Source organism: Dehalococcoidia bacterium, assembly GCA_030018455.1.
Lineage (GTDB): Bacteria > Chloroflexota > Dehalococcoidia > DSTF01 > JALHUB01 > JASEFU01.
The window spans coordinates 137805-150999 of record JASEFU010000005.1 but is presented as its reverse complement, the minus strand read 5'-3'; the positions used below and the strand labels follow the sequence as shown (position 1 = coordinate 150999).

12 protein-coding genes are annotated in these 13195 nt (G+C 66.0%); 8 read left to right on the top strand and 4 right to left on the bottom strand.

The features are described from left to right. Positions 1-82 precede the first annotated feature (82 nt). Positions 83-886 (top strand): carboxypeptidase regulatory-like domain-containing protein, encoded by an 804-nt coding sequence (locus QME71_08110; protein ID MDI6858259.1) that lies wholly within the window; start codon positions 83-85, stop codon positions 884-886. A 109-nt stretch (positions 887-995) separates the two neighbouring features. Here QME71_08110 and QME71_08105 read toward each other — a convergent pair whose 3' ends face one another. From QME71_08105 to QME71_08090, 4 genes are all read right to left on the bottom strand, one after another. Beyond that, the gene (locus QME71_08105) at positions 996-1346 is read right to left on the bottom strand and encodes a transposase (protein ID MDI6858258.1); all 351 of its coding nucleotides are present in this window, start codon (positions 1344-1346) and stop codon (positions 996-998) included. A gap of 742 nt (positions 1347-2088) precedes the next feature. Next, complete coding sequence (locus tag QME71_08100; GenBank protein ID MDI6858257.1) at positions 2089-3330, bottom strand: competence/damage-inducible protein A; 1242 nt, start codon at positions 3328-3330, stop codon at positions 2089-2091. A gap of 3 nt (positions 3331-3333) precedes the next feature. Continuing rightward, the gene (locus QME71_08095) at positions 3334-4389 is read right to left on the bottom strand and encodes a uroporphyrinogen decarboxylase family protein (GenBank protein MDI6858256.1); all 1056 of its coding nucleotides are present in this window, start codon (positions 4387-4389) and stop codon (positions 3334-3336) included. Positions 4390-4649: 260 nt separating this feature from the next. After that, positions 4650-5411 carry a 2-phosphosulfolactate phosphatase gene (locus QME71_08090; GenBank protein MDI6858255.1) on the bottom strand — a complete coding sequence of 254 codons (762 nt, stop codon included), beginning with the start codon at positions 5409-5411 and terminating at the stop codon, positions 4650-4652. 110 nt (positions 5412-5521) lie between these two features. On the opposite strand from QME71_08090, the gene pyrF reads away from it, so the two are divergent. From pyrF to trpS, 7 genes are all read left to right on the top strand, one after another. Further along, complete coding sequence (pyrF, locus tag QME71_08085) at positions 5522-6355, top strand: orotidine-5'-phosphate decarboxylase (GenBank protein ID MDI6858254.1); 834 nt, start codon at positions 5522-5524, stop codon at positions 6353-6355. Then, positions 6355-6600 (top strand): DUF951 domain-containing protein, encoded by a 246-nt coding sequence (locus QME71_08080; protein MDI6858253.1) that lies wholly within the window; start codon positions 6355-6357, stop codon positions 6598-6600. Before pyrF ends, QME71_08080 begins: the two co-directional genes overlap by 1 nt. A gap of 16 nt (positions 6601-6616) precedes the next feature. Further along, positions 6617-7945 carry an MFS transporter gene (locus QME71_08075; protein ID MDI6858252.1) on the top strand — a complete coding sequence of 443 codons (1329 nt, stop codon included), beginning with the start codon at positions 6617-6619 and terminating at the stop codon, positions 7943-7945. Positions 7946-7952: 7 nt separating this feature from the next. Beyond that, the gene (locus QME71_08070; GenBank protein MDI6858251.1) at positions 7953-9377 is read left to right on the top strand and encodes an MFS transporter; all 1425 of its coding nucleotides are present in this window, start codon (positions 7953-7955) and stop codon (positions 9375-9377) included. A 39-nt stretch (positions 9378-9416) separates the two neighbouring features. Then, positions 9417-9944: a bifunctional nuclease family protein gene (locus QME71_08065; protein MDI6858250.1), complete on the top strand. Its 528-nt coding sequence runs from the start codon at positions 9417-9419 to the stop codon at positions 9942-9944. Between the two features lie 487 nt (positions 9945-10431). After that, complete coding sequence (locus QME71_08060; protein MDI6858249.1) at positions 10432-11784, top strand: TrpB-like pyridoxal phosphate-dependent enzyme; 1353 nt, start codon at positions 10432-10434, stop codon at positions 11782-11784. Between the two features lie 212 nt (positions 11785-11996). Beyond that, complete coding sequence (trpS, locus tag QME71_08055) at positions 11997-12995, top strand: tryptophan--tRNA ligase (protein MDI6858248.1); 999 nt, start codon at positions 11997-11999, stop codon at positions 12993-12995. Positions 12996-13195 lie beyond the last annotated feature (200 nt).

Genomic DNA, 13195 nt, shown 5'->3' with positions numbered 1-13195 from the left:
AACGGCGGGACAGCTGCCTGCCTTGACCAGCGGCGTGCCCCCAACCTACTATCCTGTCAGACCGTCAACAAGGAGGAAGACGATGCCCGCTGCGAAGAACGCCCTCCGACCCCTTGTCATCTTCATAGTCGCCATCGCCGCGCTGCTCTCGTCCGGCTGTGTCTGGGGCATCGTGAGGGACGCCGAGACGAACGCGCCGATAGCCGGCGCAACCGTCACCTACACGGACGCCGACGGAAACACCGCTACGACGACGACCAACGCCAGCGGCTGGTACGCCTTCGACATCGCCGCCGGGCCTGTCCCCGTCGTCGGTTCCGCCGACTTCGTGGTCAGCGCCGCCGGCTACCACACCAAAACGGAGTCGCGCGCGATCGCCTACGACGACAACCCGGGCGCGACCCTCAGCAACCCGTCGAGCTTCTGGGAGGTGCAGCACTTCACCCTTCGCGAGGAGGGGGCGCAGGCGATAGAGGCGCGGCTGGTCGCCGTCGACATCTCGGAGGCGCTGCTGGGCGGGACGACCGACTACATCGTCGCCATCAGCGCCTACGACCCCGACGACCCGGGCGGCTCGCTGTGCCACCTCGAAGCGGGGCCGTACGCGCTCGCTTCCGCCGACCCGCCGTCGCAGGCGCTGGGCCTCGAGTGCTCCGTGCCGGGCGACACGCTGGAGGTGCGGGTGTACGTGGGGGTGCGGCGGACCTACGCGACAAAGGCCCCGGAGCACGACATTTCGACCGCGGGCTTCTCGTGGGATGCGCCGTCGCTGGAGACCGGCTGGCGCACGGCCACCCTCGACAGCGCGGACGTCGACGGCCCGGACGACCCGGACCTCGCGTTCACCGCGACGCTCCAGTACCGCTCAGTCGAGACGACTCCCTGATAGGGCGGGCATCCTGACCGCAAGCCCACCGTTCTATCGTAGGGCGGGCATCCTGCCCGCAAGCCCACCGTTCTATCGTAGGGCGGGCATCCTGCCCGCCAGTCCGACATTACCACGGGTCGATTGGGAACCGGCCGCAACCGGAACCGAGCTCATACTCCTCTATCGAACTCGCCAGCGCTGCTCGGACCGGATTGGCCTCTACGTACTTGACTCTCGCAACAAGATCCCGCTCGTCTCGAATGCCGTGGCTGTAAGAGCCTTGCTGCCAGAGAGCACACCGCTCGCCGCGTCTCCTGTTGATCTCGTTGGCCGTGTAGCTCTTCAGGCTGTGCATCAATCGAGAGACCGTCTCCCCTTCGGAGAGAGACGCGATGAAGTGGAAGTGATCAGGCATCACAACAAAGGCGTGAAGCCGTATCCTGCCCAACGACCGAAGGTGATAGAGCGGATCTATCACGATTTGCGCGGCTTCGCGCTCAGCAAGCGCCTGCGTCTTTCCGTGAGTATTTGCCGTGACGAAGTAACAGCGGCTTTCGGCTGTCAGGTGACGCGGACGGGGCATGCAGTCCTTGCCCTTTCTGGTGGGCAGTATGTTTGCCCGAATGCGGTTTTGGCGGGCAAGATGCCCGCCCTACGGGGGTTCTGTCATGGGAGCGAGACAGAACAGGAACTCTACCCTGACTGTGCGCCAAGCTCCCCCGGGCGGCCATCCCAATTCTGCCAAGGCCGCCCTCACAAGCGCGCTGTCGACATCTAGTCGTGGCATGTCGCCGGTGCCTTTGAGGACTACTACACGGAAGTCTGCGGCGTCTACAAAACGAGGCAAGATGAACCGACATTGCTCAGCAGTTGTGGCGGGGTCGTGCATGTGCATTGGGATCAACACCAAGAGCTTCTTGGGGTGCTTGTGACAGATGAGGTCGAGCACGGCACCGCGGACCTGCTTGGACGTTCTTGACTCCACCTCAACTGCCACCTGCGATCCCACAGAGCCGTCAATTAGAGCTGGTTGGCCCGCCCCGTAGTCGACGCAAGTCGAGTTTCCCTACTCAGACCACGCAGAGCCAGCAGCCTGTCGCATCACCAGTTTTCCGTAGTAGTCGTGCTTTCCCATGGTTGCGGTACTGCCTAGGAGACGACAAAACGGCACTGAATTGGATCCTGTCAACTGCGAATATACCACCCACGGTTCGTAAAGACTAGGAGCGGCTCTGCTCAGTGAGGGTGCGGCGGAGGAGGGCGAGGGCGGTGGTGACGGCGCGGCGCTTGACCGACGCCCTGTCCTGCGCGAATACGTAGCTCACCACCCGCGGCTCCCCCAACGCCCCGTCCACCGCGACGTGCACCGTCCCTACAGGCTTCCCTTCCTGCTCGTCGGGGCCGGCCACGCCCGTCACGCCGATCCCGATATCCGCCTGCAATCGCTCGCGCGCCGCCCGCGCCATCTCGCGCGCGCACTCGGCGCTGATTACGCCGTGCCGCTCCACCACCTCCCGGCTCACGCCCCAGGCGAGCTTCATCTCCGTGGCGTACGACACCAAACCGCCCCGGAAGTAGTCGGAGCTGCCGGGCGCATCGGTTATCGTGCTCGCCAGCAAGCCGCCCGTGCACGATTCCATGGTCGCCAGCGTGAGGCCGCGCTCCCGCAGCAGCGCCCCGACCACCTTCTCGAGGGTGTCGTCGTCGGCGCCCCAGACGGCGTCGCCAAGGACGCGCCGCGCCTCCGCCTCGACGGGCGCGATCAGCCGCTCCGCCTCCTCGCGCGTCGGCGCCTTGGCCGCGATGCGCACGTGGATGCCGTCAGCGCGCGAGTAGACACCCACCGACGGGTTCGGCGACCTCGATAGCGGGGCCATCAGCTCGTCGACGCGGCCTTCCGTGACGTCTACCGTCTTCAGCGTGCGCGACACCAGCGTCTCGCCCCCCGTGCGGCGTCGCAGCTCCGGCTCGACCTGCGTCTCCCACATGCGGCGCAGCTCGCCCGGCGGCCCCGGCAGCGCGACGATGACGCGCCCCTCGCGCTCGACCCACCAGCCGGGCGCCGTGCCGTAGGCGTTGGGCAGCGCCCGCGCCGAGGGGATGAGAGCCGCCTGCTTGACGTTACGCTCCGGCATCTCGCGACCGCGCCGGCGGAAGAACTCGCGCAACGCTTGCTCCATCTCCGGATCGACGCGCATCTCTTCACCCAGCACCTGCGCGATTGCCTCGCGGGTCAGGTCGTCGTCCGTGGGGCCGAGGCCGCCGGTGGTAATCACGAGGTCGCTGCGCTCGCGGGCGCGGGCCAGCGCCTCCGTCAAACGGCCCATGTTGTCGCCAACCTGCGTCATCCACAGGAGGTCGATGCCGAGCGCGGGCAGCCGCGAGGCGAGGTAGGACGAGTTGGTGTCGGCGATCTCGCCCAGCAGTATCTCCGTGCCGACGGCGATAATCTCCGCTTTCATCTCCTAGGAGTAGCTTCCCAACTGCTTTGCGAGGTCGACGATGCGCTTGAAGTCCTGGAGGCTGACGTTGTTGGGCGTGGAGTGATCGGTGCCGAAGATGTAGCCGCCGTTCTTCTTCAGCTCGGGCAGCGTCTCGCGCACGCTCGCTTCCATCCGGTCGATGTCGTTCCACAGCACCGCGTCGACGCCGCCGTGGAGGAGGAGCCTGTCGCCGTACTCCCGTTTGACTGCGACAGGGTCGACACCCGCCTTCACCTCGAGCGGGTTCAGCGCGTCCAGCCCCATCTCCACCAGGTCGGGAATGAACGGGCGTACGTCGCCGCAGGAATGGAGGTACATCTTGACGCCCTTCGCGTGCGCCCATTCGATTGCTCTCTGGTGGATGGGTTTCAGCAGGTTGCGGTAAGTGCGGAGGGAGAAGAACTGGTTATTCTTGTAGCCCATGTCATCGTAGACGAGGAGCTGGTCGAACTCGTAGCCCGCGTCCCACATGCGGTCGAGCAGCGTGAGGCACAGCTCCTGCTGCGTTTGCCACATGTCGACGCACCATTCGGGGTCTTCGGCGAGGGCGAGCAGCTCCCGTTCCGTTCCGATGAAGAAGGAGTGCGTTATGTCAAACCCGAACCAGCCGATGGCCTGCACCCAGGCGCCGCGCTCCTTCCAGCGGGGCGCATGGCTCTTCAGGTAGTCCCACGGGATGCGGTCGTCGCTCGGAGTCATGCGCTCCTTCGCCTTCAGCCAGTCGTCCTTCGTCTTCACTTCCGCATCGATAAGCGCGAGCGACGATTCGCTGCGGATGTGCTTGATGGTCGACCCCCAGGAGGTCTTCAGGCTCAGGCGGTCGCCGTCGTCCTCGACGACCCCCATGGGAAAGCGCGGCGAGTTATCGACGCTGATGCGTGGCATCCAGTCGAGTCCGAAGTACTCGATGTAGTCGGCGTCGCCCATCCCTTCGCGGCGCCAGCGGTCCAGGGTCGACCCCCACGGCTCCTCGACGATGGGCACCCTGTCGGCCTCGCGGTGCTCGTACATGCGGCGGACCCTTTCGCGAGTCGACATCTCCTTCATCGCGCGCTCTCCTCGCTCTCTCCGTGAGTACGTGTGCTGCCGAAAGGCATCGTAGGCGTCTTCCAGCCGTGCCGTCAATCGCCCTGCCGGGTCCGTTTCCCCTGGAGACGCGTATCACCGTTCGAGCTACGCTTGCAGCGGAGCGCGGTGCGCCGGCACGCCAGCGACGCGCTCGCGAAGCGAGCGGGCTGTCGCCTCTGGCGACAGCCCTGAGCGCCTTCGGCGCTCGCGTCGCCCGCACGGCGCCACCCTCAGGAAAACCGCACGTTTCCCAACGCCAGACGCAGGCCCTCCCCCTCCAGCCGCGGGACGACATCGAAGCGATCCGTCTGCGCGCAGAACGCGAGATCGCGCTCGAAGCCCAGGCCGATAAGCTTGCGGCCGTGCTCCGACTCGTGGAAGGCCGCCAGTGCATCGCCTCCGTAGTGACGAAGGAGCCGGATGGCAATCCGTGCCCCGTCCGTCAAATCGACCTCGATTCCCGCCCTTTCGCCCGCGGCGACCGCTTTCTCCACCAGCGCCCCCGCCGTAAACGAGTCCTCCAGGCTCAGGCGCTTCCCGCCCGATAGCCCCGCGCAGACGATCGTCGCGTCCAGCCCGCGCGCCTCCGCTTCGGCGAGCAGCGTCTGCGCGGCGGCTGTCGCGTTCAGCAGCGCCCCCACGATGACCGCCGGCGACGCGCGCAGCCTGCGTAACGCTTTCGTCCCGTTCGTCGTCGACAGCGCGACGTGCTGGCCGCGCAGATCGAGGGCATCGAACTCGCTGGGGGAGTTGCCGTGATCGAAGCCGGGCGGCGTCAGGCCTTCCAGCTCGCCGCACAGCAGGTAGCGACCCCGCTGTTGTCGCGCCATTCGACGCGCCTCCGCGGGGCTTGCGGCGACCGCGATCTCCTCGACGCCGCGCGCCAGCAGCACCACGATCGACGAGCTCGCCCGCAGCACGTCGACGACCACGCAAGCGGTCGCTTCCGGCTCGCGCACGAGGCGGGGGAGAAACGCAACATCAACCTTCACGACGACACTCTATCGCTGTTAAGCGCCTGGGCCAAGAGGCCGCTGTTTCGCCTTGACCGGCCAATCGGGCGGCGTTACCATCGAATCGACCCCTGCGAGCGAGGTGACCTGTGCGTTTCTTCGACAAGCTGGAGCGGGCTGCCACCAAGAACGGCAGCCTTCTTTGCGTCGGCCTCGACCCCGATCCCGCCCTCATGCCCATCACAGACGTCGCCGACTTCAACCAGGCCATCATCGAGGCGACCGCCGATCTCGTCTGCGCCTACAAGCCCAACCTCGCCTTCTACGAGGCGCTCGGCGAGCGTGGCCTCCTGGCCCTGCACAAAACGCTGGCCGCCATCCCCGAGGACATACCCGTCATCGGCGACGGCAAACGCAACGATATCGGCAACACCGCCCGCGCCTACGCCCACGCCCTCTTCGACCACTGGCGCTTCGACGCCGTCACCGTCAACCCCTACCTCGGCGGCGACGCCCTCGAGCCCTTCCTCGAACGTCCCGACAAGGTCGCCTTCGTCCTCTGCCGTACGTCCAACCCGGGGGCCCGCGACCTGCAGGACCTGCCGGTTACCCTCGGCGGTTCCCCGCCGCGCCCGCTCTTCGAGGCTGTGGCGGAAGCGGCGAGGCGCTGGAACACGCGCGCCAACGTCGGGCTCGTCGTCGGCGCCACCTATCCCGAGGAGCTGCGACGCGTGCGCGAGATCTGCCCCGACATGACGTTCCTCGTGCCCGGCGTCGGCGCGCAAGGGGGCGATGTCGCCGCGGTGATGGCGAACGGTCTCGACGCCAGGGGCGGCGGTCTGATCATCAACGTCTCGCGACAGGTGCTTTACGCCTCGAAAGAGAGCGACTTCGCTCAGGCGGCGCGGCGGGCGGCGCAGGCGCTGCGCGACGACATGGCGCGGCAGCGTGAGGAGGCGCTGTCACAGCGGGAGCGCGGCTGATGCCCCTCGAACTGCGCATGGGCGACGTGGTCCGCCTTCGCAAGCCTCACCCCTGCGGCAGCTTCGAGTGGGAGGTCGTCCGCCTCGGCGCCGACATCGGCCTCCGCTGCCGGAAGTGCAACCATCGCGTGTTGATGGAGCGACGCCGGCTTGAGAAGCGGCTCAAGGCGTTCGTATCGCGGGGAGATCCCATCGACCCCGCCATCGAACGGCTGCTGTTCGAAGGGAAGGAAGAGGAGGCCTGACCTCCCGTGATATTGCATGACAGAGGCTCCCCCGCCTAAATTCGACGTCTGGGCCCTGACCGGAGCAAAAGACCTCCTTGAGAAACAGGGCTTCCGGCGCCTCCTGCTTTCCCGCATCCTTGCCCAACTGGCCCAGAACTCACTCTTCTACGGCCTGTTCGTCCTTGTCGCCCAGAAGACCGACAACAGCATGTTCACCGGTTTTCTCGTCCTCTCGTTCGCCGTTCCCTCGGCGCTGCTCGGACCCCTGTCGGGCGTCGTCACCGACCGCCTTTCCCGTGGCTGGCTGCTCGTCACCATGCACGGCCTTCGCACCCTGATGTGCCTGGGAGCCGTCGCCTCCGACCTGGGCGTTTGGGTGCTGTACCTCTTCTCGGTCGCGCTTGCCGCTTCCATGCAGTTCGCCGGCCCGGCCGAGTCGGCGGCGCTTCCCCAGGTGCTGCGGCGGGAAGAGCTTACGCGGGGGAACTCGCTATTCAACCTCGGCGGCTTTCTGGGGCAGGCGGGAGGAATGGCGGTGCTCGCGCCCCTGTTCCTGAAGCTGCTGGGCGCCGACCCCCTCTTCGCCGTCGCCGGAGCGCTCTTCGCGGTCGCCGCCGGCGTCATCGCCACCGTCTCCGGCCTTGGTCCTCCCGCCCCAAGCGCGCGCGCCGGCCGCGGCGTGCGAAACGAATTCGCCAGGGCCTGGTACAACCTGCGCAACGACACGCAGTCTTACATGGCGCTCGTGATCGCCGTCGTGGGTGGCTCATCGATCCAGCTTGGCGTAACTGTTGTTCCCCGCTACGCGAGAGAGGTGCTCAACATCTCCGTGGAGAACGTCGTCTTCGTCTTCTGGCCCGCCGCCATCGGCGTGCTGCTGGGCCTGCGGACGGTCGGCTGGCTCGAAAGGCACGTCGGCAAGGGCAGGATGCTCGTCGCCGGCTTCTTCCTCCTCGTCCTCTCGTTCCTCGCCTTCGGCTTTGTCGGATCGTTGGCAAACATGCTGGAGTCGCAGAACCCGCTGGACCTCTTCGATCCGGGACCACTGGACAACCGGTCAGCCCGAATATTGATGACGATGGTTGTTGCCGCAGTGCTCGGCTTGGCCTATTCTTTGGTCGGCGTCGTAACGCGGGCGATCATAAATGAGCGCGTGCCGGTGGAAATGCAGGGGCGGATATTTGCCGCCATGGCCGTCCTGTCGAGCCTGGCGTCGATAGTACCCCTGCTTCTCGTCGGCGGCCTCGTTGACCTGGTGGGAGTGCGCCCCATCCTCGGCCTGATCGCCATGATCATGCTGTTGCTCGTTTTCTGGCTCTGGTGGCGCGCCAGACTAATACCACGACGACCGGTGCATAATTGAGGCAGACATGACGCCCGTCCCCGATGCCTCCAAAACCGAAACCGAACCGCTGCTCGCCGGGCGTAACTTCCGCATGCTCTGGCTGGCGCAGTTGCTGTCGCAGGTCGGGCAGAACGCCGTCCTCTTCACACTGCTCGTCATCGTCATCAGCAAGACCGGCTCAACGACATCCAGCAGCGTCCTCGTCCTTTCCTACGTCATCCCTTCCGTCATCTTCGGGATGATCGGCGGCCTGCTGGTCGACCGCTGGCGAAAGCGCGACATCCTGATCGCCTCGAACGTCGCCCGCTGTGGCGCCGCCGTCGCATTCCTATTCAGCACCGACCATGTCTGGCTTCTCTACGTGATCAACCTGGGCTTCGCCTCCGTCAGTCAGCTCTTCAGTACGGCGGAGATATCAACGGTGCCGTTCCTCGTGTCGCGGCAGCGGCTTATCGCCGCCAACAGCCTCGTGAGCCTCGCCTGGACCGCCAGCCAGTTCGGAGGGATGGTCTTCCTCGCCCCCATCTTCCTCAAGGCGTTCGGCTCCGATGCCCTGTTCATCTTCACCGCGGCCCTCTTTCTCATCGCCGGTGGCCTCGCCCGCTCGCTGCCGCAGATCGAGCGTGAGCGAGAGGAGGGGGTCCCTGAACAGGAGGCCTTCCTGAAGACGGCGCCGTCGGAGATGATAAGGGCGCTGCGTCTCCTCCGCTCCGACCGGGCGTCGCTCCTGGCGATGGGCCAGCTTACCCTCAGCAGTTCGCTCGTCCTCCTCTTCGCCGTCCTCGTGCCACGCTTCATGCAGGAGGTGCTTCGCATCCGCGCCGACGACGCCGTATACGTCTTCGCCCCCACCGGCATCGGCGCTGTCCTCGGGCTGCGACTTCTCCCCTGGCTGGCCGGCCGTATCGGCAAGAACCGGATAGTCGCGTTCAGCCTTGTCGGGCTCGCTGTTTCCCTGGTTGGCCTGGGCATGCTCGCAAGCATCGCCGACCTCCTCGAGCGCACGGAGTCGCTGAACCCGTTCGGACAGGAGCGCCTGGGAGGCCTTTCCCTTCTCGTAGCGCTGGCCATGCTCTTCGCCGGCCCCCTCGGCTTCTTCTACGCGATGGTGAACGCGCCCGCGCAGACCGTGCTCCACGAAAGGGCGCCGCCGGAGATGCGAGGGAGGGTCTTCGGGGCGCAACTCGCCCTCGCCAGCATGACCGCCATCATCCCCCTCTTGCTGGTGGGCGCCGTTGGCGATCTTTACGGTGTGAGCGCCGTGCTCCTGGCGATCGCCGTCGTGGCGGCCACGGTCGCCGCCCTGAGCATCCTGCTTCCCAGGAGAAGGGCGGGCGTCCTGAAGCAGGGAAGGGGGCTTCCCGCCGCCTTATGGAGACGCCTCAACGCAAAGCGCATACCCGAGGCGGAAGCCGCCTCTTCGATTGACACCGATAGGGGCGTAGGCTAGACTTGTAATCGAAGGCCATCCGCGGTCGGAGGTGGTGGTATGATTGAGATGAGCATCGAGAGCATCCGTGTCAGCCTGGTGAACTACCAGCGGGTGGTCATCCTCAAGGAGAAGGGCGCCGAGCGCTACCTTCCTATCTGGATCGGGCCGGCGGAGGCGGAAGCCATCGCCGTGCGGCTGCAAGAGGTGTCTGTCGCCCGCCCCCTCACCCACGACCTGCTGCGTTCCGTAATCGATGCCCTCGGCGCACAGATCAGCTACATCCTGGTCAACGACCTCGCTAACGATACCTTCTACGCCCGCCTCTACCTCGATGTCGACGGCAAGGCGGTAGAGATCGACTCACGTCCGAGCGACGCGATCGCCCTGGCGGTGCGCGCGAACGTGCCCATCTTCGCCGAAGAGGCCGTCCTCGACCGGGCGGGCGTCGTCCTCGACAAAGACGATGAGAAGAGGGCGGACGGCGCGACGGTGGACCCGGAGGAGCTGGAGAAGATGTCCGCCTTCCGCGACTTCATCGAGCAGCTAGACCTGGACGACTTCGAGAAGCGCAAGCCGCAGAGCTAGCGGCGCAGCGAAAGCTCGGAGCCGGGGCGCGTCCCCGGCTTTTCTTTCCCATTAACCGTCAACCCCCGAAGCGCCGCCTCTGCTCAGGGGTTGACATATTCCGGCGGGCAGGCTATATTGGCGCCCAACCGAATACGGACAAAGGCTGCGAACAGGACTAGTAAGCCGCAAAGCGAGGCTTCCCGCCCCAGCGGAGCAGAGAGCCGGAACAGGTGAAAGCCGGCGCCGGCGCAGCAGACTGAATGGACCTGGGAGCCGCAGGCCAAACTCCACGCAGAAAGTAGGCCCTGCCGGAAGGGCGCCGTTACCACAGCCCAGGGTATCTCCCGCCAAGGGACGCACCCGGAAGAGATGTCCCGCGTGTTCGCGCTCGGGACAAGTAAGGTGGTACCGCGAGACGACCCCTCGCCCTTACGGGCAGGGGTTTTTCGTTGGCCCGAAACCGACCCGCCACGCAAACGCGAAAGAAAAGCGGAAAGGAGCAAGCATGGATACCAAGTTCAATCTGCCCGAAAAAGAGATGCCGACGCGCTGGTACAACGTCCAGGCCGATCTGCCCTCGCCGCTGCCGCCAGTCCTGCACCCCGCCACCAAGCAGCCTGTCGGCCCGCAGGACCTGGCGCCCCTCTTCCCGATGGCGCTCATCATGCAGGAGGTGAGCACGGAGCGCTACATCGACATCCCGGAAGAGGTGCAGGAGGTCTACCGGCTCTGGCGGCCGACGCCACTCTACCGCGCGCACCGCCTGGAAAAGACGCTCGATACGCCCGCGAAGATCTACTACAAGTACGAAGGCGTAAGCCCGGCGGGCTCGCACAAGCCGAACACCGCCGTCGCCCAGGCCTACTACAACATGAAGGAGGGGGTGAAACGTCTCACCACCGAGACGGGGGCCGGACAATGGGGCAGCGCCCTCGCCATGGGCTGCAACTTCTTCGGGCTCGAACTCAAGGTCTACATGGTGAAGGTAAGCTACTTCCAGAAGCCCTACCGCCGCTCCCTCATCGAGACGTGGGGCGCCAAAGTCGTGCCCAGCCCCAGCCCCGACACCAACGCGGGACGACGCATCCTAGCCGAAGACCCCGATTCCCCGGGAAGCCTCGGGATCGCCATAAGCGAGGCGGTCGAGGACTGCGTGCAGCGCGAGGACACCAAGTACTCGCTGGGCAGCGTTCTCAACCACGTGCTGCTTCATCAGACGATTGTCGGCGAGGAGTGCATGAAGCAGATGGAGATGGCAGGCGACTACCCGGACATGGTCATAGGCTGCGTGGGCGGCGGCTCCAACTTCGCAGGCGCCTGTTTGCCCTTCGTGCGTGAGCGGCTGGTGAACGGAAAGAAAACGCGTTTCATCGCCGTCGAGCCGGAGGCATGCCCCACTCTCACCCGCGGCCCCGACGCCTACGACTTCGGCGACACCGCCGGTATGACGCCGCTTGTCAAGATGTTCACGCTCGGGCACACGTTCGTCCCGCCCGCGATCCACGCCGGCGGACTGCGTTACCACGGCATGGCGCCCATCATCTGTGAGCTCCAGCGTCTGGGCATTCTGGAAGCAAAGGCCTACCACCAGAACCCCGTCTTCCAGGCCGCCGTTCAGTTCGCGCGCAGCGAGGGGTTTGTCCCCGCACCTGAGACGGCGCACGCCATCCGCGCCGCCATCGACGAGGCCCTGGCGTGCAAAGAGTCCGGCGAGTCGAAGGTGATCCTTATTGCGTTCAGCGGCCACGGCCACTTCGACATGGGCGCCTACGACCGGTACTTCGCGGGAGAGCTGGAGGACTACTCCTACTCGGAGGACAAGGTACGGGAGGCGCTGGAGCACCTGCCGAAGGTGTGAGGACAGCGGGCGGCGACATCTGGCCGAAAAGCGATCGCACGAGCCAGATCGCGGCGTGCCACCGCGCTCCATGCCGCAGCGCCCTCAGCGCAGGCGGCCCGACGCTGCGCCGTCGACCGTCCCCGCATCAAGAATCGCCGGCATGGGGCAGGCGAGTTAGAATGCAGTATCACGGGTCTCGTTGAAACTCAGATACAGAGCGCTGGAAGACTATGGCAAGAAAACGCATATTGACCGGAGACAGGCCCACAGGCGACCTCCATCTGGGCCACTACGTCGGCTCGCTCGATAACCGCATCCGCCTGCAGGACGAGTTCGAGTGCTTCTTCATAATCGCCGACTATCACGCGCTCACGACGTCCTATGACCGCGCGTCGGAGGTGCAGGAGAATATCCGCGGCCTCGTGCTCGATTACCTGAGCGTGGGGATCGACCCCGAACGAAGCACGATCTTTCTCCAATCGCTCGTCCCCGAGATCCCCGAACTGTACATGTTCTTCTCCATGCTGGTGACGGTTCCCCGCCTCCAGCGCGTGCCGACGCTCAAGCAGATCATGCGTGACCTCAGCCTCGAGACGGCGACCCTCGGCCTGCTCGAGTACCCCGTCCTCCAGGCGGCGGACATCCTTTGCGTGCGCGGCGACGTCGTCCCCGTGGGCAAGGACCAGGCGTCGCACGTGGAGCTGACGCGCGAGATAGCGCGCCGCTTCAACGACCTGTACGGCCGCGTCTTCCCGCTGCCGGAGGCGCTCATCGGCGAGGTGCCGACCCTGCCCGGTACCGACGGCAAGGCGAAGATGAGCAAGTCGCTGGGCAACGCCATCTTCCTTTCCGACGACGCGGAGACGGTGCGTCGCAAGGTGATGAGCATGTACACCGACCCCACGCGTATTCACGCCACCGACCCCGGTCACGTGCGGGGCAACCCCGTGTTCACTTACCACGACGCGTTCAACCGCGACAGGGAAGAGGTCGACGACCTCAAGCGACGCTATCGTCGCGGCCGCGTGGGCGATGTGGAGGTGAAGCAGCGGCTCATTCGCGCGCTCAACGAGTTCCTCGATCCGATCCGCGAGCGCCGCGCCCGCTACGAGCAGCAGCCCGGCCTGGCGGAAGAGATCGTGCGAGAGGGGAGCGAGCGCGCGCGTCGTGAGGCGCAGGAGACGTTGCGTCTAGCCCGCGAGGCGATGGGCTTCACGTATCTCCGCTGACGTATTCGCGTCGATGCATGGGAAACGGGTAGGCGGGTGCCCTTCCGGCCCTGCGTTTGGACGGCGGCGTTCGCGCCATTGCTGCGGGGCGCGCGGTGCGCGGGCGACGCGAGCGCCGAAGGCGCTCAGGGCTGTCGCCTGACGCGACAGCCCGCCCGCTCCGCGGGCGCGTCGCCCGCAAACACACGCCTCGCTTCCAA